This window comes from Spirosoma rhododendri (genome assembly GCF_012849055.1).
GTDB classification, from domain to species: Bacteria; Bacteroidota; Bacteroidia; order Cytophagales; family Spirosomataceae; genus Spirosoma; species Spirosoma rhododendri.
In genome coordinates, this window is the sequence record NZ_CP051677.1 from 1,335,915 (window position 1) to 1,358,373 (window position 22,459).

Annotated in this window: 14 protein-coding genes and 1 pseudogene; 8 read left to right on the forward strand and 7 right to left on the reverse strand. The window is 55.2% G+C overall.

Features of this window, described 5'->3' with window-relative positions; all coding sequences use genetic code 11:
• The first annotated feature begins 300 nt into the window (after positions 1–300).
• The 3 genes from HH216_RS05295 to HH216_RS05305 all read left to right on the forward strand — a co-directional run bounded on the left by HH216_RS05295 (position 301) and on the right by HH216_RS05305 (position 8,800).
• Entirely contained in the window at positions 301–2,937 is a 2,637-nt protein-coding gene (locus HH216_RS05295) for a nidogen-like domain-containing protein (protein ID WP_169549849.1), read from the forward strand.
• Between the two features lie 146 nt (positions 2,938–3,083).
• Positions 3,084–3,917 (forward strand): 50S ribosomal protein L11 methyltransferase, encoded by an 834-nt coding sequence (gene prmA / locus HH216_RS05300; protein ID WP_169549850.1) that lies wholly within the window; start codon positions 3,084–3,086, stop codon positions 3,915–3,917.
• Between the two features lie 41 nt (positions 3,918–3,958).
• Positions 3,959–8,800, forward strand: a complete 4,842-nt coding sequence (locus HH216_RS05305; protein ID WP_169549851.1) for a hypothetical protein — start codon at positions 3,959–3,961, stop codon at positions 8,798–8,800.
• Between the two features lie 318 nt (positions 8,801–9,118).
• Here HH216_RS05305 and HH216_RS05310 read toward each other — a convergent pair whose 3' ends face one another.
• Together HH216_RS05310 and HH216_RS05315 are read right to left on the reverse strand one after the other, a co-directional pair.
• Entirely contained in the window at positions 9,119–10,033 is a 915-nt protein-coding gene (locus tag HH216_RS05310; RefSeq protein ID WP_169549852.1) for a PfkB family carbohydrate kinase, read from the reverse strand.
• Positions 10,034–10,114: 81 nt separating this feature from the next.
• Positions 10,115–11,310, reverse strand: a pseudogene (locus tag HH216_RS05315) (hypothetical protein).
• Positions 11,311–11,443: 133 nt separating this feature from the next.
• On the opposite strand from HH216_RS05315, the gene cysS reads away from it, so the two are divergent.
• From cysS to HH216_RS05340, 5 genes are read left to right on the forward strand one after another with little or no spacing between them, the layout of a single operon-like run.
• On the forward strand, positions 11,444–12,946 hold the full coding sequence (gene cysS / locus HH216_RS05320) for a cysteine--tRNA ligase (protein WP_169549853.1): 1,503 nt from the start codon (positions 11,444–11,446) through the stop codon (positions 12,944–12,946).
• Between the two features lies 1 nt (position 12,947).
• On the forward strand, positions 12,948–13,376 hold the full coding sequence (locus tag HH216_RS05325; RefSeq protein ID WP_169549854.1) for an element excision factor XisH family protein: 429 nt from the start codon (positions 12,948–12,950) through the stop codon (positions 13,374–13,376).
• Positions 13,355–13,705 carry a XisI protein gene (locus HH216_RS05330; protein WP_169549855.1) on the forward strand — a complete coding sequence of 117 codons (351 nt, stop codon included), beginning with the start codon at positions 13,355–13,357 and terminating at the stop codon, positions 13,703–13,705. The genes HH216_RS05325 and HH216_RS05330 overlap by 22 nt, the downstream gene beginning before the upstream one ends.
• A gap of 34 nt (positions 13,706–13,739) precedes the next feature.
• Positions 13,740–14,768: a M28 family peptidase gene (locus HH216_RS05335; RefSeq protein WP_169549856.1), complete on the forward strand. Its 1,029-nt coding sequence runs from the start codon at positions 13,740–13,742 to the stop codon at positions 14,766–14,768.
• Positions 14,758–15,141: a hypothetical protein gene (locus HH216_RS05340; protein ID WP_169549857.1), complete on the forward strand. Its 384-nt coding sequence runs from the start codon at positions 14,758–14,760 to the stop codon at positions 15,139–15,141. The genes HH216_RS05335 and HH216_RS05340 overlap by 11 nt, the downstream gene beginning before the upstream one ends.
• 216 nt (positions 15,142–15,357) lie before the next feature.
• On the opposite strand, the gene HH216_RS05345 is transcribed toward HH216_RS05340, so the two are convergent.
• From HH216_RS05345 to HH216_RS05365, 5 genes are all read right to left on the reverse strand, one after another.
• Complete coding sequence (locus tag HH216_RS05345) at positions 15,358–17,730, reverse strand: gliding motility-associated C-terminal domain-containing protein (RefSeq protein WP_169549858.1); 2,373 nt, start codon at positions 17,728–17,730, stop codon at positions 15,358–15,360.
• A gap of 345 nt (positions 17,731–18,075) precedes the next feature.
• Positions 18,076–19,443 carry a DUF4270 family protein gene (locus tag HH216_RS05350; RefSeq protein ID WP_169549859.1) on the reverse strand — a complete coding sequence of 456 codons (1,368 nt, stop codon included), beginning with the start codon at positions 19,441–19,443 and terminating at the stop codon, positions 18,076–18,078.
• Between the two features lie 22 nt (positions 19,444–19,465).
• Positions 19,466–19,816, reverse strand: a complete 351-nt coding sequence (locus HH216_RS05355) for a DUF4907 domain-containing protein (protein ID WP_169549860.1) — start codon at positions 19,814–19,816, stop codon at positions 19,466–19,468.
• Positions 19,806–20,798: a Kelch repeat-containing protein gene (locus HH216_RS05360; protein ID WP_169549861.1), complete on the reverse strand. Its 993-nt coding sequence runs from the start codon at positions 20,796–20,798 to the stop codon at positions 19,806–19,808. Before HH216_RS05360 ends, HH216_RS05355 begins: the two co-directional genes overlap by 11 nt.
• Positions 20,799–20,984: 186 nt before the next feature.
• Entirely contained in the window at positions 20,985–22,445 is a 1,461-nt protein-coding gene (locus HH216_RS05365; RefSeq protein WP_169549862.1) for a S41 family peptidase, read from the reverse strand.
• Positions 22,446–22,459 lie beyond the last annotated feature (14 nt).

Below are 22,459 nucleotides of genomic sequence, written 5' to 3' on the forward strand. Positions count from 1 at the left end.
TGTTTGTGAAATTAAAAATCGTGCCAACCAAAATCAACCTCTTTTGTTCAAAAACAGCATTAAATTTTGACTAATATTCAATTTACAGAATTATGTATACTTCTCCTGTCCTCTACCGGAAGTTCGTACAGGTAGCTGCGAAACAGATGTAAACATAAACATAGAATACTGATTAGTAGACAGTTAAAGCAAGTACCGTACAGTAAAGTCAATTAGCGAAACGGGAATTTTCCCGTACAGGTCCTTAGAAAAATCGTGCTACTTCCCGGCGTTTCTCCACATCTTAACAGCACTTGTTTCATGAAAACAATTACCTGGTTATTCCTGAGAGGCCGTGCCCTTTTCAGAAGCTGCCTGACGTTGAAAAGTCAGTTAGCTGCCTTAGTCTACTTGGTGAGTTTTGGTTCGTTGCTGGCTCAGGCTCCGAAGAACTGGAACCCCGCCGATACCGACCCCACCTACGAAGCCCGCAAAATGCAAAGCCAGACGGCGTCACCAAATCAGCAGGTATCTACCAATGCGTTCGTAGGCACTTTCGTGGCACTGCCATCGTGTTTTGAACCCTACGACACAACGGCTAATGGCGGCTGGACCCGCCTACCCCGGCAGGATGACAACTCGATCGGGCCAATCGCGCTGGGCTGGAGTTTTTCGTTGTTTGGCAGTGTGTACAGCAGCGTGTATATTAATACAAACGGCAACGTAACATTTGCCGCTCCACTGAGTCAGTACACGGCCACCGGCTTTCCTATCGGTACACCGATGGTTGCCCCATTCTGGGCTGATGTTGATACGCGCAATGCCAATAGCGGTAGTGTATGGTACAAAATCTTTCCGGACCGGCTGGTCGTAACCTGGAGTTTTGTCGGCTATTACAATACGCAGGCCGACAAGAAAAATACGTTCCAGCTTGTCCTCCGCAACAATACTGCGCCGGGCTTCTCTGGCGACGATGTGCTGTTTTCGTACGGCGATATGCAATGGACAACGGGCAGTGCATCCGGGGGCGTCAACGGCTTCGGCGGATCAGCCGCAACGGTCGGCATCAACCGGGGCAACAGCGTCGATTATATCCAGACCGGCCGCTTCAATCTGGCTGGCGGGCAGGCTCCGACACTCAGCACACCTGGCGGTATCGACTGGCTCGACGGTAAATGCTTCACTTACCGGCTGGGCGGCACAGCGACGAACCTGCCTCCTGTAGTGGCGGGTATGCCGACGGGCAACCAGATCGTACTTAACCAGGGCGAAACAAGAGTAGTCCCGCTGCAATTTACCGGGCCAGAATCCAACCAGAATGTCAACGTGACGGCGAATCTGAATGGCTTGTGTAATGCCGTCGCTCCGATTACAAACAACGCTACCCCCAGCGCCACCGCATCGTTTTCTGTCACCGCCAGCCCCTGCAATGTGGGCACTAAGCAGGTGGTCTTTACCGCAACCGACAATGGTACACCAGCCGCGACGCAGAGTTTTACCCTGACCGTCGTTGTGAACCCGCCCCCGCCAACTAACCTGCCGCCTGTCTTCAATGGGCCATTACCAGCGTTGAGCGGCCAGGTTGGAATCAGCTTTGGGTATACCCTACCGGCAGGAACGTTCACTGACCCCAACAACGACGCTCTTACTTACTCGGCCACCGGACTGCCGCCGGGCCTCTCCTTCACCGGAACGACCATCAGCGGGGTACCGACAACCGTGGGTACCTACACCGCTACAATTACGGCTACCGATCCGGGGCCGCTCTCCACTACCGGTACAATCGTCATCACCATTACTGACGTACCGCCGACCAACCTCCCCCCAGTTTTCAACGGGCCGATACCATCGCTGAGTGGTCAGGTCGGGGTCAGCTTTGGGTATACCCTGCCAGTGGGGGTGTTTACTGATCCTAATAATGATGCCCTCGTTTACTCAGCCATCGGGTTGCCACCGGGTCTGATCTTTAGTGGAACAACTATTAGTGGGGTACCGACAACCGTGGGTACCTACACCGCTATGATCACGGCTACCGATCCGGGGTCGCTCTCGGCTACCGGCACAATAATCATTACCATCACCGATGCCCCAACTACTGGCCAGTTTGATATTGCCACGGTTGAGACAGTCAGTTGCCTTACGGTTACGGCTTACGAAAGACGCCTGACCTTCCTGCCGAAATACACCGGTTTAACGGGGCAGCCGGTCACTTTCTCGGTCGTCAACGAACTCTCGCCAACGACTCAGCCCGGCCCTTACTCGCTGCGGGTGTATATCGACAATCCAACGATTACGCTGAAAGCCAGTCAGGCAGGAACGGCAGGAGAAGCCACCTATGCCTACAACTGGCTGGCGACCTGTGCGGGTACAACTCCCCCGCCACCCACCCCCGTGCCGGTCTCCTTCACAATAACCAGTGTCTCGACGGTAGCCTGCACATCCGTAACTGCCTTCGAGCGTCGCCTGTCGTTTACACCACAGTACGCTGGCCTTACCGGGCAGCCGGTTACGTTCTCGGTCGTCAACGAACTCTCGCCGACGACTCAGCCCGGCCCCTACTCGCTGCGGGTGTATATCGACAATCCAACGATTACGCTGAAAGCCAGTCAGGCGGGAACGGCAGGAGAAGCCACCTATACCTACAACTGGCTGGCGGTTTGTGGCAGCACCAACGGACGACAGGCTGCATCGACGGAGTACGTAGCCCCACTTAATGCCCACATCTATCCCAACCCCGTCGGTGACGAACTAACAGTTGGTATAGCGAATGCTGAAGGGCAAACCGTTCGCTTCCAGCTGATAAACCCTGCCGGGGCACCCTTTGTCGAACGCGCCGTACCGATCAAAACGGCCGATCATCGTGAACACATACCGATGAGCCAGTATCCGGCAGGCTTGTACTTACTGCGCCTGACAACAGGGCAACAAACGACTACCCTTAAAGTGGTTCACCAGTAACAGCGAGTTCCTTTCCCATAAACGTCGGCGGCACGTACTGAAACCAGTACGTGCCGCCGACGTTTATACCAGGCAGACTCATCAGAAATCAGTACCGCACCAGCCTGCTGCACCGCCCTCCCCCGCCTTTTTCGTTACTTTGACCCATGAACTATACCGAAGTACAACTGACGGTTTCGCCCGACTTCGCCGACATCCTGACGGCCGAACTGGCCGAGCTAAATTTTGAATCGTTTGTCGAGACCGATGAGGGCCTGAACGCCTATGTTCAGGAGGCCGATTTCGACCCCGAAGCCCTGCGCGAACTGGTCGCCAAATACAGCCCGATTACCGCAATAGCCTATCAGATCAATTCGTTAGAAAAACGGAACTGGAACGCCGAATGGGAGCGTGATTACGAGCCAATTGAGGTTGCCAACACCGTGCGCGTCCGGGCGTCGTTTCACCAGCCTGACCCGGCCTTTCGCTACGACCTCGTTATTAATCCGAAGATGTCGTTCGGGACGGGGCACCACGAAACGACGGCGATGATGATGGAGCAGCAACTCGCGCTCGATTTTACCGGCAAAGCGGTACTCGACGTGGGCAGCGGCACCGGTATTCTGGCCGTGCTGGCCGCCCGCATGGGAGCCGCGTCGGTACTTGCGTTCGACATCGAAGAGTGGGCCGTGGAAAACGCGCGGGAAAATGCAGACCTCAACGACTGCCCGCAGATCACGGTGTTTCAGGGCACGATTGCTGATGTTGACCCGACGACCCGCTACGAGGTGGTGCTGGCCAACATCAACCGCAACGTGCTGCTGGCCGAAATCCCGACCTACACAACCCTGCTGCAACCCGGCGGGGCCTTGCTGGTCAGCGGCTTTTACCAGCACGACGCGGCCGACATCCGGCAGTGCGCCATCGACGCGGGGCTCATACCCGGCACCGCCCTGACCCTGCGCGACTGGTCGTCGCTCCTGTTTACCAAACCGGCATAAGTAGCCGGGTTTGCACCAACAACTTGCTTTTGAACTTGCTCATGAAACGCGTTTTATACCTGTTGCTTTGCCTGTCGTGCCCCCTGTTCAGTATGGGGCAGGCCGTGCGTATTTCCGATAAACCCGATCAGTTTGTGGCCGATGTGCAGAAGCTGATGGCAACGGGTGGCCCGGTGGCTGCCAGGGCGGGAACGAACTTGCAGGCCCTGTGGTCGGAAAACCGACTGTCGGCGCAGCAGCAGGAGCGCGTTATGGTCCTGAGCCGGAAAATGAACCAGAAGCGGCTACCGGCAGCCACGCACTTCGCCCCGGTCTACGACGCGCTGTATTACGACATCACGACGCAGCAGGCCACCCCCGCCGGAGTCGATGCGCTGCTGAGTCTGGCCGAAAAACTATTTGAAACGGTCGATTCCAAGACGTTTGCGCAGAGTATGCAAACGGCCCGGCAGTTTCTGGAAAAGCGCGAGCTCTACGCCGGTCGGTACAACAAGCTCTACGCAACGGGCGGCTCGTTTCAGTTTCGCCTGGTCGACGCGGTACCAACCAGCCCGGCGTCGATGACCGGTACGATTACCCCTGCTGACTCGGCCGCTATCGCCAAAGCTGCCGCCGAACGCTCCCGCTTCGACGGGTGGGACGATCCCGCACCGGGTGATTCTGCCATGCCCCGGCAAATGGGTGTGCAATACGTACCGCAACGTCGGCCCATACCCAGCGTGTCGGGCGCCGTGCTGACACTGACAGGGGTAACGCTGGCCATCGTGGCTAACGGCGATTCGGCACTGGTCAACAATACGTCGGGCGATCTGATGCTGACCAATGGACAGTTCGTCGGGAAAGGCGGCACCGTAACGTGGGCCACGGCCGACCGACCCGACATTTCGGTGGCTCTGACCGAGTACGCCATGAATATCGCAAACCCGCGCTTGCAGGCCGATGACGTGACGCTGACCTACGAAGGGGCCAAGCCGGTCAAGGGCGTGTTTGAATACGTCAGCCGCAAGAAAAACGGACCGGCGCAGTACCCGCGCTTCATGTCGTGGCAAAACGACGCCCGTATACCCAACCTCGGTGCCGACGTCGACTACCGGGGTGGGCTAGCATTGGCGGGCGCGCAGTTGGTTGGCTCGTCGGCAAGTGGGCAACCGGCCCTGCTCATCATCAAATCGGCGGGGAAGCCGGTGATGAAAGTTAGCAGCCGCCGGTTCGACTTTCGCGATTCGACCATTTCGGCGCAGTCGGCCGCGTTTGTGGGCTACGTCGATACCGATTCGATTACGCACCCCGCCACGCAGTTCAAGTTCGACAAGGCACAGCGAATCGCGTGGCTAAACCGCGAGGACAAGACGGGCAATGGCCGGATTCCTTTCGCCGATTCGTACCACAAATTTTACATTCAGCCTGAGGTGATGCGCTGGGATATGCCGCGCAAAAAAATCGATTTCTACCAGGTTGGTGCCAAGCAGGAAGTACCGGTCTACCTCGAATCATACGATTATTTTCAGCCGCAACGCTACGCCGACCTGACCGTCGATTACGGCTTTCACCCCCTGCAAATTGCCGCGAACTACGTAGCCACGAAGAAAACGCAGCAGTTTACGCCCGAAGACCTGATCGCGTCGGTGAAGGTCAATCCGACGGCCCTGCGCGGGTCGCTGAACCGCATGGTACAGGAGGGCTACCTCGACCGCGACGCCAACACGGGTATGCTGCGGCTAAGCCGGAAGGGCGTGCTGTACGTGCTGGCCTACGCGAACAAAAAAGACTACGACAACTTTCAGGTGCGGTCGTACTTCCCCTCGAACGACAGCCTGAAAAATGCGACCATTAACCTCGACGACAAGATTCTGACCGTCCGGGGCGTCACGCGCTTTACCATTTCCGATTCGCTGAAAGTCGTCGGTACACCGTCGGACAAGACGCTGCGGATTGGCAAAAACCGGGCATTTGCACTGAACGGGCAGGTTAAGGCGGGAACGCTGCGTTATGCCGGGCGCGACATCAAGTTCGATTACGACAAGTTTTCGATGAACCTGAGCAAAATCGATTCGATCACGTTCTCGTCGCAGAAAATGGCCGCGCAGGGGAAGACGGGCGAAGTCGGGGGCGACATCAAGTACGAAAACGCGGGGACGGTATTCCTCGCTGCTGCCGATAATAAATCGGGGCAGATCAAGGGGAAGAAAACCTCGCAGCGCATGGTGATGCCCGAAGGTATGACCGTGTACTTCAATCAGCCGGTGCGGGGCAACCTGGTCTACAATCAGAAGGTCTATTTCAAGGTGCCGCCGATTGATAAGGACAGTATGGGCTCGGACGATATTTCGTTCGTAGGTACGTTTTACTCCGACGGTATTTTCCCGCCCTTCAAAGCCGAGCTGAAAACCATGCCCGACAACACGCTGGGCTTCGTTTACAAAGCGCCGGCAGCGGGCTTTCCGGTGTACGGCAGTAAAACAGCCAACGTAAAGTTTGCCAGCGACATTACGATGGACAAAAACGGCCTGCGCGCCGAGGGGGTACTCAACCACCTGACCGCCAGCCTGAACACGCAGGGTATGCTGTTCACGGCCGACTCGCTGATCACGTCGGGCGAGAAAGGCACGATTCGGGAAGGGTTGGCCGGGCAGACGTATTTCCCGCAGGTTCAACTCAACAACTACGCGATGAAGTGGTGGCCTAAAGCCGACAGCATGGTCATCACCACCCAGAAAAATAACTTCGTCTTCTACAACGCCACGACCAACCTGGAGGGCGGGCTGGTACTGCGGTCGAAAGGCTTGTTTGGGCAGGGTACGCTGCGCCGGAAAGACTCGGAAACGGTGTCGAAGAGCATCAAATTCAACAAGGACGGTTTCCTGGCCGACAATGCACAGTTTACGGTTCTGTCGGATAAGGAAGGCAATAAGCCGATTCTGGTGGGCAACGACATCGACGTCGATTTCAATCAGGTGAAGGGCGTCGTTGGCCTGGCGATTAACAACCGGCAGAACATCACCGATACGCTGAGTTCGAGTCTTGATTTCCCGTTTGCCGCCTACAAAACCAGCATCAACAAGGCGCAGTGGAACATCAACGCCAAGACGATTGCGATGAAAGGCGACGTAAAGACCTCGACGTTTACGGCAACCGCGGAAGAGCAGGAAAACCTGACGTTCAACGGGTCGGCCGCGCTGTACGACGTCGACAAGATGATGCTCAACATCAGCGGTGTCCCTTACGTCACCTCGGCCGACGCCCGGATTCAGCCCGACAAAGGACTGGTTACAATTCGGCGCAACGGCGAGATGATGCCGTTTAAGAACGCCCGGCTCGAACTCGATACGACGAGCCGATTTCACCACCTGAAAAACGGCAATATCCAGGTACTGTCGCGCACCCGCTTCTCCGGCGACGCGACCTATCTGTATCCGTTGATGAAAGGCGACACGGCCAGCGTGAAGATGGGTAACTTCGAGTTGCAGGAAGCCGCTACGCCCGCATCGCCGACACTCACCGCCGACGCCCGCAAGGGTCGGGGCAGCCGCCGGTCAGGTACCGGCGCGCCGACAAAGACGTACACGACCGTGGCCAAAGCCGAAGTTGACGAGGCCGACAACCTGCAACTGGCACCCCAGATGCTGTACAAGGGCGCGATCCTGATGCAGGCATCGGCTCCCGACCTCGCGCTGGACGGCTTTATCAAACCCGCCCTGAAAAAACGGGCTGATCTGGTCGGCGGCTGGATTCCGTTCAAAGAAAAAGTCGCCGAACGGCTGGAAATTAAGGTTGATAAAAACCTGAAAAACGAAGGCGGACAGGAACTGGTAGCCGGTTTCCACTTCCGGGGTGGTGGCGCGGGCCTGTACCCGACCTTCCTGTCGCCGAAGGAAGACGGCCGCGATGAAGACCTGTTTACAGCAACGGGCATCATGCGCTACGACGAGAAAGACAAGCTCTACCGCATCACATCGGGCGGGGCCGATACGGTCGCCGTTGCCGCCGATAGCGCATCCGATGACGTCGAAAACGCGTTTACGTTTAACGACAAACGCGGATTGATTACGTTCAAAGGTCCGATGAACCTGCTCAATTCAACGCCGAACAAGTACCTGCTGGCGTCAGGCTCGGCCCGGATCAACATCGATAGTAGTCAGTATCGGTTTAACACACTGCTGGCGTTCACCTTCCCCGTGCCGGAGGGCATCAGTACGTCGATTGCTGCCAAGCTGGTCAGCACGAATCAGGAAGAGCAAAATACCGAAGCCGCCGACGATGATCTGAACCGGCTCTCCGACAAGCTACTGCCGCTGATTGGCGCGAAAGAAGTGGAAGCCTACCGCACCAAAGCGCAGAATCAGCACGTACCGCTCAACCAAGCATCGCCCAAACTGCTGACGGCGCTGGTGCTGGCTAACGCCAACCTGCGCTGGTCCGACAAGTTCAACGCCTTCTACAGCACCGGTCAGCTCGGCGTATCGAATATCATGGCAACGGATATCAACGCGCAGATGGACGGCTTTGTCGAAATCCGTAAATCGGCCAACGGCGACGAAGCAAGCATTTACCTGGAAGCTTCGCCCGACGTGTGGGTGTTCTACGATTTCAAGCCCGGCAACGGCCCCGGCTCGATGAGTCAGCTGGCAATCATTTCGTCGGTGCAGGAGATCAACGACCGCCTATTGGCGGGATCGAAAAACAGCGGCAAATCGGCCATTGAGGTTGTTCCAGCCACCGTCGATGAGAAAACGCTGTTCGTCGATCGTTACCTCGATCAGTACAAGACAAAAGTCAAACCTGCTCCGAAGCCAAAACCCAAGCCGGGCGAGAAGGTGACGAAAGAGATCGCCAAAGAGAAGGAGAAAAAGAAAGATAAGGAGGCCGAGAAGGAAGGGTTTTGACCGCTGATTTTTTTCTTGAACTGTGATTCTTGTGATTACGCTGATGGACTGTGATTTTTTCTTGAACTATGATTCTTGTGATTGCACTGATAGACTGTGATTTCTTTGTTGAATCTGGGCAATCATATAATCACAAGAATCACAGTTCAGGAAAATGGATTACGATTCAAGAGAAAAAGAAATCACAGTCTATCAAAGCAATCAGGCGAATCACAGTTCAAGATTGTCTGAACTATGATTGACGCTGATTGCTTTGATTTCGCTGATTGAGAAGAAATCATAGCCCATCAGCGTAGTCACAAAAATCACAGTTCAGGGCTACAACCCAAACGCAGATAGCTTCACAAATTCATCCACGCGAGATTTGATCTCCTCGTCGGTGAGGTTCATGATGCGCTCGGCACCGAACTTCTCGACGCAGAATGACGCCATCGCCGAGCCGTAGATGATCGCCCGCTTCATGTTGTCGAACGAGATGTCATCGGTTTTGGCAAGGTGTCCGATGAAGCCACCGGCAAACGTGTCGCCCGCGCCCGTGGGGTCGAAGACTTCGGCGAGGGGCAGGGCGGGTGCGAAGAAGACCTGATCGTTCTGGAACAGCAGCGCGCCGTGCTCACCCTTCTTGATAATCACCGTCTGCGGACCCATCTCTTTGATCTTCGCAGCGGCTTTCACCAGCGACGGCTGCCGAGTTAACTGCCGCGCTTCTTCATCGTTCACAACGAGCACGTCGACCAGCTTGAGCAGGTTCATCAGGTCCGCGTTGGCGATGTCGATCCAGAGGTTCATCGTGTCGAGGACGATCAGCTTGGGCCGGTTGGTAAGCCGCTCGATCACTTTCTGCTGAATGGCCGGGGCCGTGTTGCCCAGCATCAGGTACTGGCAATCCTGATAAGCGTCGGGGATGATGGGGTCGAAATGCTCCATCACGTTGAGTTGCACCTCCACCGTGTCACGGGTGTTCATGTCGTCGTGGTACTTGCCCGACCAGAAGAACGTTTTCTCGCCCTGCCGAATCTCCAGCCCTTCGGTGTTGATGCCGTGCTGATTCAGGTCGTTGATCATGCTCTGCGGGAAATCGTCGCCCACAACAGCCACCAGATTATTGTCTTTGGTGAAGTACGACGCCGACAGCGTGATGTAAGTAGCCGCGCCCCCGATGATCTTGTCGGTTTTGCCAAAAGGTGTTTCGAGGGCGTCGAATGCAACTGACCCAACGGTAAGTAGACTCATAGTTGTTAGTTTGTGGTTTGTAGTTCGTGGTTTTCTGGCGGCAGCTAACTACGAACTACAAACCACAAACCACAAACTGATTTACTTCTTTCGCCCGATTACCGGGCAACGTTTGAATGGTTTAGTTCGGTCGAACAGGTATCGGTACGTAACGTGCGTCTTGACAATTGTCGACCCAAGCTGACTCACAAAACGAACCATAATCGGGTTGAAATCGCCCACCCAGTTCATTTCGAGTTGAGTGTACTGGAAGTCGGGGTTGTTGTCGGCTTCGTGCGGCATCCGCAGCGCAATGGCCGCTTCCAGCCCTTTACCCTGATGGGACGGGGCCACGCCAAACACGACGCCAAACGCCTTCCGGTTCGTCTTGCGAATCGTATGCCACAGAAATTTCAGCTTCCCGATCAAATCGAGTTTGCCGTTGACGTGCTTGAAGATCTGATTCAGTTCGGGCAGACAAACAAAAAACGCGACGGGTTCGCCCTGATAGTAAGCGAAGTAAATGATCTTCTCATCGAGCACCGGCTTCAGCTTCTGCATCAGCAACTGCGCCTGTTCGGCGGTCATCTCGTGCACACCGGCGTGGGCACCCCATGCCGCGTTGTAGATGTGCCGGAACTGTTCGGCGGCAGCGGGCAGGTCGCGCTTGTCGAGCGTACGGAAATCGTAATCGGGGTTGTCGTAAATGCGCTTGGCCCGGTCTTTCACCGCCTGCGACATCTCCGTCAGCCGCGCCCAGGTCGTCGGAATACCGAAGGTGAACTGCTTGAAGTAATCCTGAAAGCCGTAGTTCTCGAAAAACTGAATATAATACGGTTTGGTGTAGGGCATACAATAGTTCGGCTCCCGGTCGAACCCGTCGATCAGCAGGCCCCACCAGCGGTCGCGGTCGCCGAAATTGATCGGGCCGTCCATCGCTTCCATACCCTTCGTCTGCAACCACGCTTTCGCCGTGTCGAACAGGGTAAAAGCTGCTTTCTCATCGTCGATGCACTCGAAAAAGCCAACGCCACCCGTCGGCTGCTCGTTGTCGAGATTGGCGATGTCGTAATCGACGAACGCGGCAATGCGGCCGATAGTCTCGCTTTTGTCGTTCAGCAGTAGGTAACGGATGCAGTCGCCGTGCTCGAATCGCTTGTTGCGGGTCGGGTCGAATACCTCGTCTACGTCGGTATCGAGGGGCGAATCCAGTACGGGTCAGTACGGTAGAGCCGAACGGGCAATTGGATAAATTCGTTTTGATACCGGGCATTGGTGCCCACCTCAACAACCTGCATAACGGACTGCCCAGCGGGCACTTCTAAAAACAAAATGCGAATATAGCCAAAACCGCCGGGCGGGTCGACCTGCCTGCCGTTTTCCAGCCGACAATGCGTAGTTTTGCCTCGTTTCGCAGTCTATTTCTGCCTTATGTCTGATTCTATTTCGCAACCGCTTTCGCTATACAATACCCTTTCCCGCCGGAAAGAACGCTTCGAACCAATTAACGCGCCCTACGTGGGTATGTACGTCTGCGGCCCGACGGTGTATAACTACGTCCACCTCGGCAACGTCCGTACGTTCCTAACCTTCGATACGCTGTTTCGCTATCTGACCTTTATCGGCTACAAAGTGCGCTACGTCCGCAACCTGACCGACGTGGGGCATCTGGTTGGCGATGGTGACGAAGGCGAGGACAAGATCGGGCGGATGGCGAAGCTGGAAAAGGTCGAGCCGATGGAAATCGTACAGCGGTTTACCAACGATTTTCACACCGTCACGGCGCAGTTCAACATGCTGCCGCCCAGCATCGAACCCACCGCGACGGGTCATATGCTGGAGCAGATCGAAGCCGTGCAGGAACTGCTCGACAAAGGGCTGGCCTACGAATCAAACGGGTCGGTGTACTTCGATATTGACACCTACAACAAACGCGGGGGCGAATACGGCAAGCTGTCGGGCCGGATTCTGGACGATCTGCTTAACGAAACCCGCGAACTCGACGGACAGTCGGAGAAGCGCAGCCCACTCGATTTTGCCGTCTGGAAACGGGCCGCACCGGAACACATCATGCGCTGGAACTCGCCCTGGGGCGAAGGCTTTCCCGGCTGGCACCTCGAATGCTCGTGCATGAGTACCAAGTACCTCGGTAAGCAATTCGACATTCACGGGGGCGGTATGGATCTGAAGTTCCCGCACCACGAGTGCGAAATTGCGCAGGACCGGGGCCTCAACGACCGCGAACCCGTCCGCTACTGGATGCACTCAAACATGCTGACGGTAAACGGGCAGAAAATGTCGAAGTCGCTGGGCAACTCGTTCCTGCCCGCCGAGCTGTTTGCCGGTAAGCACGCCCTGCTCGATCAGCCCTACAGCCCGATGACGGTGCGGTTTTTTATGCTGCAATCGCATTACCGCAGCACGCTCGACTTCTCCAACGACGCCCTGAAAGCCGCACAGAAAGGCTACCGCCGACTGGCCAACGGGATGCGCGTCGTGAAGCTGCTCTCCTACCAGCCCGACGACAGTATCGCGCCCGACACGGTCAAGCAGGAAGACATTCGGAAGGCAGTAAAGCAATTCTACGACGCCCTGAACGACGACCTCAATACCGCCGTTGGCATTGCCCAGTTGTTCACGCTGCTCAAGTACATCAACATGCTGTACATGGGGCAACTGGCGCCGGCCGCGCTGGGCGAAGAAATGTTTACCCTCCTGCGCGACTCGTACCTGTCGTTTTTGCAGGATGTGCTGGGTCTGCACGAAGAAAGCGCTGACAATCAGCCGGTGCTGAGCGGTCTGCTGACGCTGTACAAAGAATACAAGGAGCAAAAGCAATACGATAAAGTCGATCAGATCCGTTCGTACTTCAAAGCGCAGGGACTGGCAATCAAAGACATGAAGCACCAGATCGACTGGGCCTACGAGGAGTAATATGGCTCGCGATCTATTTCACGATGCTGTTCGTGAGGCACTGCTTGCGGATGGCTGGTCGATAACACATGACGGCTATCGCTTAATTACCGACCTGCTCAAAGATGCGTTGACTGTGGATTTAGGCGCACAGCGACTGATTGCAGCCGAACGTAACGTGGAGAAAATCGCCGTTGAAGTGAAAAGCTTTCTGGGCGATTCACTGATTTACGATTTTCACAGCGCTTTGGGGCAAATGCTGGTTTATCAGGTCAATATGGACTTGCAGGAGCCAGAGCGCGTTTTGTATCTGGCAATACCGCAGCCCAGCTTTGAACGGATGAGCCGGCAACGAGTCTTTGACGTCGTTACGCAGCGATATTCCGTTAATATTGTCGTGTATGATCCGATTCACCAAACGATTGTTCAATGGATACGGCACAGCAAATAGAAACGTATCAGACGCTGATTATTGATTTTCTATCGGAACATCAGGATCAGAATTTGAATACAGAGGAGTACCGGCGTATGATGCTTGCCGATAAAGAACACCGGCATTACCAGCTAATCGCTACGGGTTGGGCATCGCCGAGCCAATACGTCGACGCACTGCTGATTCATCTGACAATTAAGCCAACCGGTAAGGTATGGCTGCTTGAAAATAGCACGGAGTTGCACGTAGCGGAAGAACTGGTTGCGCGGGGCGTTTGCAAGACAGATATAGTTCTGGCATTCCACCCACCCCAATACCGCGCGTTGTCTGGTTATGCCGCGGCTTAGTTACAGTTCACAACGATACAGCTTTTTCACTCTCATGACCAAACCCACCCTATTACTCGTTGCCGCTGTGCTGACACTGGCGGGCTGCAAAGAAAAACAGAGTCAGCAAACCGATACCGCTACCACATCGCCAACGATGGTGGCGGCTCCGGCCTTCAACGCGGATTCAGCCTACCAGTATATCGATCAGCAGGTCGCGTTTGGACCGCGCGTGGTCAATACGTCGGCGCACGCGAAGGCGGGACAGTACCTGATCTCGAAACTCAAGCAGTTTGGCTGCGAGGTAACGGAACAACCCTTTACGACGACGGCCTGGGACGGCACCAAGCTGAACTGCCTGAACATTATCGGTAGCATCAACCCCAAAGCGACCAAACGCATCGTGCTGGCGTCGCATTGGGATTCGCGCCCGGTCGCGGATCAGGACCCTGACAAAGCCGATCAGAGCAAAGCCGTTCCGGCGGCTAACGACGGAGCAAGTGGCGTCGGCGTACTGCTCGAACTAGCCCGCACGGTTCAGCAGGCGAAAACGAAACCCGATGTAGGTGTCGACATTATCTTCTTCGATGCCGAAGACTGGGGCAATGGCGAGAAAGCGCAGAACGATACCAAAGACGGGCTAACTGTCAATGGGCAACCGATTGACTTTGTTGGTTTCTGTCTGGGATCGCGGTATTGGGCCAAAAACCTGCACAAGCCGGGCTATTCGGCTTATTACGGTGTTCTGCTCGACATGGTCGGTGCGAAGGGTGCCACGTTTACCCGCGAAGGCTATTCGCAGCAACTAGCCGCCAGCGTAGTCGACACCGTGTGGAGCACGGCCGCGCGATTGGGCTACAGTCCGTTTTTTGTCGATCAGCCAGGCGGCACGATCACCGACGATCACCTGGCCCCGAATCTGGTCGCGAAAATTCCGATGATTGACCTGATTCACACCAACCCGACGATGGGCGGCTTCTTCCCGGCCTGGCATACCGCCGACGATACGATGGCTAACATCGACAAAACAACCCTGAAAGCCGTTGGGCAAACACTGACGCAGGTTATCTACAATGAAAAGTAACGTATTTCTCCTGCTGGCTTTGCTGGGGCTGTTTAGCTGCGAGCCCCCACCCGACCAATTCGGTCGGCTCGACCTGAAAAAATGGCGCAGCGACCGGGGCGGCTGCAACGGTATTCGGGCGGCTATTCTGCCCGATTTCCGCGCCGAAATACAAAATCTGAAAGGCAAACGGTCCGATACCATTGGCGATCTGCTGGGTCGCCCCGATATCAATGAGATTGCCGATCGAAACCAGAAGTTTTACATTTATTTTCTGGAGAAAGGGCCTCAATGCGACAAACCGGGAGCCAAATCGACAAGTCGATCGGTCGCTATTCGTATGAGTGCCATTGGCTTAGCTACCGAGATCACGTTTCAAAATGGACTCCCCTGATACATGATCATGCGGAAGACATTATTTTAAATTTTTTAAGTAATTATCGTCCACTTCAATCTTTTCTTAATGAATAGCTGTATATTTACTGACATGATACGATAACCCAATCGGGTTTTTGTGTCTGAAAACATACAGTCTTATCATAGGTTAAGGTAGTTTTAAAGAGGATGGGAGTTTGCACCCGTCCTCTTTATTGTTTTCAAACCAGTCCAGTTAATCCCGAATCAGCATAAGCTGACCACGCATAACAGGTCGGTTCGGAGCGGTAGACACCGTGTACGCATACATACCAGCGGGAAGTTCGCGACCATTCGTCAGGCCAGCGAAGGGTTCGTGATAGCCCTGACCGGAGCGAAAAATAACCTCGCCCCAGCGGCTAAAGATCGTAATGACCGCTTCGGGAAATGCCTCAATCCCTACCAACTTCCAATCGTCATTCAGGCCGTCGCCGTTGGGCGAGAACGCATCCGGAATATATAGCCGCTCAACAATCCGGATGCTGATGCTGTCGGAAGCCGGGCAACCCGACGCGTTGCTAACGCGGAGCGTGTACACGATCGGGGCAAGAATCTGAACCACCGATGGATTCGCCACGGCAGGGTCGTCCAGAAACGTAGCAGGCGACCAGGTAAAGCGCGTAGGATCACCGGTAAACGTTGGCGACAGCGTGAACGTATTCCCGTAATAAGTGACCATCGAGTCAGGCAGATTGATCGTCGGGATAGGGGCGACAATCGCCCGGCGGGCCGTCGTTACGCCCTCACAAAAGGGGGCGGGCTTTACGGTGTACGTGACGGTATGCGGACCGATACCTGCCGAGCGGGCGTTAAACAAATTTCCCGTTACACCCGGCCCCTCGAACAGCCCGCCGGCCGGTTGCCCTTTGAGCGTAACGAGGGGCACATCGACACCGCACATGTCGGGTATCGAGTCCAGTTGTGGCACGACGGGCGGTACGGCTGTTACAACAAACGGGACCGACGTACCGGTACAGCCGTAAAAATCGGTTGCGGTCACCACATAGCTGCCTGTGGTCGTGGCGGAAAACGTTGCAGCTGTCGTTGGCGGGCCGGGCGGTTGCGCATCCTGTTGCCACGCGTACTGTACCCCGCCATTCGTTTCGAGCGTCAATACACTGTTCGGACAGAGCTGCGGCTGCTGCGCCTGTATCGTCGGTACCACTGCCGCCGACCGGCTTATAGCAACAGGGTTTGTTTTTGACACACATCCCGCCAGTGCGTAAGTCAGCTGTGCATAAAACTGCCCCGGCTGCTGCGTACTGATTTCGTTGGCAGTTTGTGGCAGCAACTGTCCGTTCTGGTACCACTGTACGGCGACACCAGCCGCATTACCGACCGTGAACGATACCGTACCCGTTGTTGCGCAGAGATGCCCACTGTTTGTTAGTGCTGCTTCAGCTCCGACGACGCTGATTTGAATTGTCGGGGAGTCGGCGGCTTTACTGCAAACCGTTTTCAACGACACATACACCGAGTAGTCCCCAGCCTCACGGACGATCAGGCTCGATCCGGTAGCGCTTGGCAGGTTGACCCCGTTTTGTCGCCACTGATAGTTCCAGTCGGGGTTATCAGCGGCCTGTATCGTCGCCGTTTGTCCCTGACAAAGCGTAAGGCTGGTCATGTCGGCGGGTTTGGCCTGAATACGCACGGCCGGATCGGGGGTCGACTGTGGGGGGCATTCAACAACCAGCAGCTGAAAGTCGCGCCGGACTTCCCCGATTTTAACCCCGTTCCGGTATTCCTCTACATTTACGGCGAAGACGAACAAGCCGGTTTTCGAGGGTGTGCCGGTAAGCTGACCGGTGCTCCTGTTGACACTCATAGCAGGCACCCCCGGTATGGCACTGCCTGCACTATACCCCGATTGCCAGGTTACTTCGGGGTATGGACCCGCCGATACGCTATTGTTCTGCCCATTGGTGTTGCCTTTCTGATTGAGGGGCGTCACCAGTGAATAGCGCAGCTCATCGCCGTCAGGGTCGGTACCGCCGAAGGGAAAGGTAAACGGCTCACCCAGGCAGAGGTATTCGCCGTTGATAGCCGTGAAATGGGGCGACGAATTCTCGAAAATACGGCCGTTCTGTTGCAGGGCGGGGAATTCCAGATAGAACGTGTACCCCACCTGCGACGGATTGACGATGTTGCTGATGCCACCGTTTCGGTTGCGGGTCTGGTACGACATGTAATAGCCCTGCGAATCGGTGTAGCTCGCGGGCGTCAGATACAATTCATAGCCGAACGTAGCCACGATAAAATCCAGATTCTGCTGTTTGGCACAGTATGCGTTGGTAAACGGAACCGATGATCGACTGCCGGTTTCAACCAGCGTAAACGACTGCATGAATACATTATCGCGCTTGCGGTATATCCCGACCAGCCCTCCCATCTGCTGATTGGCCCGCTGCCCGGCTTCCAGGTAATTGGTCACCGTGATTCTGTAATGGCCCGGTACGTCGCCCACCAGTTTCATTTCGATCTGTCCACCCACCTGATGCGTCGCCCAGCCCGTGTAATGCAACAGGAGCGCAATGACCAATAAGCCCAACCGAACGGAGATGTGACGCATAGCGCAGCGGAAAAACGCACTGAAGAGGAAAACGACAATCCGCAACTTAATCCAGCCAGACCAGTACGGCGGCTAGTTTTCAACAAGTGGTTCGTCTATTTATCAGGCCGTTACGCTGGACTCCATTTATTCGTTGCAGGCCCTTTCCGTTTAAAGTCTCTCTTTCGCTGCTTATACGCTTCATCCGTCAACAACAACCTGTTTTTTAGGATTTTACACATATGAAACGTGCGCTCACCAACTGCCTTCCATGACAGGTAATGAGCGCACGTTACCGTTTGCTACCAGATAGTGAATTGACTGATAAGGTCATTACGAAACCTTATCATTAGATACAGACGGCGGCTACTGAGCCGACGTCAGAAAAAGCCGTAGCCGAATCCGGTCAGACGAGCGTTGCTGATCGCCAATCGTAACTCGTCGGGCCAGCGTACGCAAATCCGTCGATGTGTTGGTGATGATAATCGGCCGGTTGGGCAGGCGTCCCCGGATAAGGTTTGTCGCGTATTGTGTGATGTCGAATGTGTAGCTGTCGGTCAGTTCGGGCTGTGCGGGGTCGTAGAAATAGCCCGCAGCATTGTTCTGCGCCACATTCCCGATGGCTCCAATTGGCACGACAGACAGCAATTCATTCTGTGCGTTTGCTTCAAAAATAGCCAGGTCTGGCGGGACCAGATTGTCCCGCAGCGTCTGCCGGATGGGCTCCAGCACCAGCTGAGCACTATTGACACCGGCATAACCAGTCGGTAATTCAAACTGGTTGATGTACGGAAACTCAATCCGCGTACGCAGCCCCATACCCGGCACAAGAGACGAACTCCGACCGGTCAGGTTACTGCTGACGGCGTCTGATCTTGTTTGCAGGGCAGCCAACGGCGTACCACTTCGATCGCTGATAAACTGCGTAAAGTGAGTGGTCTGTAGCGGAAAATGAATTGACGATGACCGCACAACGACGTCGGTATTGTTGTCCACCGCGTGGTAATAGAGTCGCAGCCCCGTCAGATTGTTCGTTGAAAAACCAGCCATCGTATTGCCAGATGCTGGCGTAAGCACGACGAAGCCTTTCCAGAATTCATCCATCGTTACGTTGTCGACAATCGAGCCGTCGGTCAGCGCGGTAAAGAACGACTGGGCCACGGTTGTATTCATCCGAAAGCGAATCTGCCGATAGGCACGGGAAAGAGGGGTACCGGCAGAGGTTGTGACAGGGGTACCGGGGCCGGGCGTTACCGTCCGGGCAAAAAGGGCTTTACTGTCGTACGGCACTGAGCTGGTGTTGTAATAAACTTTACTCCGGTTTAGTGCCGTCTGTAGTTGATGCACCTCAACGCTGAAAGCCGTCGTGGTATCGCCGTACGCATAAGCGTAGCCCAGCTCGAATACAAGCGAATCCAGCGTCAGATTTGAGGTCGATGCCAGTGGGTTCGATGCGTAGTCAACGTTACCGTAGCCCCGCGTCGTCAGCGTACCCGTATTGGAGTCGGCCCAGCGACCAACCAGAAAGGCGGTGTCGGCTGACGACTGAGCCGACGTCACGAACGAGTCGGGCGACAGCACCGTCGACACCCGGATACTGATCGTATCGAGTGCCTGAATGGAAAACTCCTGCGGATTGATAATGGCCTGCCCGATGTCAAGCCTTCCCGACTGACAGGCACATAAGCAGAGCGCAGCCATCAGCAACCCGGCAACTCGGTGAATAAAATGCATCTGAAAAGTAAATAGTAAATACTCAGGGCAGCGAAACGTTCATCGCCCGTAGTTCTTCCTGTGTGATGGCCGGCATACCCCGCCCCTGCTGTAGTTTGCTGATAACCCGTTCGCCCACCCGCCGGGCCTGCGCTTCGTCGGCAAACCCACGATCGCCAGCGATACCGGGTATGGCTGGTTGGTGAATAATCAGGTTACCGTGGTTAAGTACGTCGTAGCCCCAGCCCATTGGTGTCTTGTACAGACTCAGCTCGTAAGCCGTCCGGGACCGATAGTACTGATAAGCCGTCAGCATGGCCAGTACGGCCAATATGACAAACAGAACGCGCCGGACAGCAACTGACCGCCCGGCGCGTTCCAAACTAGAAGGCATCCGTATTCTGTACCGTTGCGGGGTCGAACACCCACAGGTCGTCATAACGGCTCGATGAGCCACCCGTCGTTACGTACCCTTTGTTGCCGATAGCAAAACCCTGTGCATACTGCCGGTCGGCTCCTTCAAACACACCCAGCGTTGCCCACAGGTCGGTAGCAGGATCATACTGCCACACAGTTGTTCCGTTCCCCGTCACGATATAACCTTTGCCGCTGATCGCAAAGCCAACAGCGTAGCTACGGGCAATGGCTGCCTGATCGGTCGTAAACTGAAGCTTCTGAGTCCAGAGGTTCTGGGTAGGATCAAACATCCACCAATCGCGCAGCGACGTACCGTTGTTATTGCCCGTACCCATGTACGCTTTTCCGTCGATAACGAAGGAAACCGCACCAACCCGCTTGTCGCCACCGTAGCTGGCGGCCTGCGTCCAGGCTGCGGTAGTTGGGTTGTACGACCACATATCCTTCACGAAGTTTCCGTCGAAGCCAGTGCCTACATAACCAACGTTGTTGATCGAGAAAGCAGTGGCATTCCGCCGGGCGCTGCCGCCGAAGTCAGCAATTTTCTTCCATGTATTGGCCGATGGATCGTACTCGTAAAAATCCTTGAGCCGGTCGCCGTTGGTATTGACGCCGGTGCCGATATAGCCTTTCGTGCTCGTTGCAAACCCGACGCCATAGTAGCGACCTACACCAGCGTACGTTGCTTTTTGGGTCCAGGCGTTACGCGCAGGATCAAAAGCCCAGAAATCGGTCAGACGGTTGTTATCGGAGTCGATACCCGTACCGACATAAGCGATGCTACCGATTACGAAGCTGGACGCTCCCGTCCGGGCCACACCATCCAGCGACGATCCTTTGGTCCAGTCGCCCAGCGTACCGGTCGTGCTCGAACTATTACAACTAGCCAGCCCACCGGCCCAGCCCAGACAACCTACGAACAGCAGGGCGTTGACCCACTGACCACGAAAACGAGACATAAATGAACGATTAGTAGTATGGGCAGGCAATTGCTCCTGACCACTGATTTGATGCAAACTCATGAGAAACGTAACGGAAAAACAAGGCAAAATTAAACGAAATCTCTTCTATATAACAGACCCGCAACGCACCATCGTACATTGCGGGTCTGATTATTCCTCCGCCACTGAACGCTGGAACCCGTTTTAGGGGTGACTTATTTTTATGTTTTTCACCATCAGCCCTCCACGCATCTTCTGCTGAATCGACGAACCGAGTTCCGGCAGCGGGTTACGCACTGCCGTCGCAGAATGACGACCCGACGCGGCCGTACCGGCAATCTGATACAACGCTTCGTTCAGCAGTGCATCCCGCACGTCGCCCAGCGGGTACAGCGTGATGGGTTCTTCAACCTCAACCGTCGGGGTAAAACCAGCCGAATAATCCGACTGCCCCAGGCTGTTGTACGACCGGAACACAATGGGCTGCATACCCCAGTTGATCTTGCCCGTATCGTCGGTTATTGTGATAGACCCCACATTCTTGCCATAGGTTGTAGTGCCAATCGTATTTACTGTCATATAGGGCCGAAGACCATTGATAATCAGCTCACTGGCCGATGCAGTTCTGTCGGTAGTCAGTACATATAGCCGGTTCAGATTGCCACCGATGTTCTGCGCTTTAGTGCTGAATTTTTGCAGGAAAAAGTCGCTGCCGTATTGCTTTTGCAGCGCCGGTGTAATGGTACTGTTCCAGTTTTCGCGGAAGTACAGCTTCGAGTCATCAACCCCTTTCCCGATCAGGCTGGCCAGATTCGCCGACGACGATGTGTACCCACCCGGATTGTAGCGCAGGTCGAGCACCAGTTCATTAACGCCAGCCGCCTTGAACTGGGCAAAAACCGCGTCGACCTGATTATCGTATTCCGAACCGTTGCTGCCGTTGGGTGCCGGTACGAATTGATTGTAAACTAGATAGCCAATTTTTTTGCTACCCACCGTATAAATTGAATCGAGATAGACCGGATTCGCCTGAAAAACAGTAGCTGTCACCGTCTTCGTCACGTTGGAATCGACAATCGACTGATTGCTGACCGTTGCCAGGCCGAACGTGTAGTTAGTCACCGAATCATCAAATAGCAGCGACTGGTAGTTGGTCGTTGTAACGCCCTGCCCGTTCACTTTGGTGATGATGTCGCCCCGTTTCAGGCCCGCGCTGGCGGCTGGCGAATTGGGCAGCACGTACAGCACCTGCGCGATCACATCCGTCGAACCGCTGGCCCGCAGGTACAGCGCAAACTCCATTCCCGTCGTCTTGCTTTCTCCGCTCAGGCTCGACGTCAGGTCTGTGGCACTTTCTTCGATCCACGAAAACCGGTCACCTTCCGGGTTCGTCGTCGCATTATACGTATTCAGGATGGAGTTGAAGAAATCAGATGGGGCCAGGGTTTTGTCGGGATTCGCCGGAATCTTGTCGTTCCAGTAGTAGTACGTCTGCATGTTGTCAAGAATCCATGCATCGACCGTCTGATTATCGTTTGTCGACGTCGTTGTCGATTGGGGCGTCACCGCATCGTCGGCTTTCTTACAGCCTGCTACCGCTACCAGGAGGCCGATCAGCAGAACGCCCTGCTTAACTCCCCACACGTTCAAGATACTGTTTTTCATAGTCGTATCGCTAG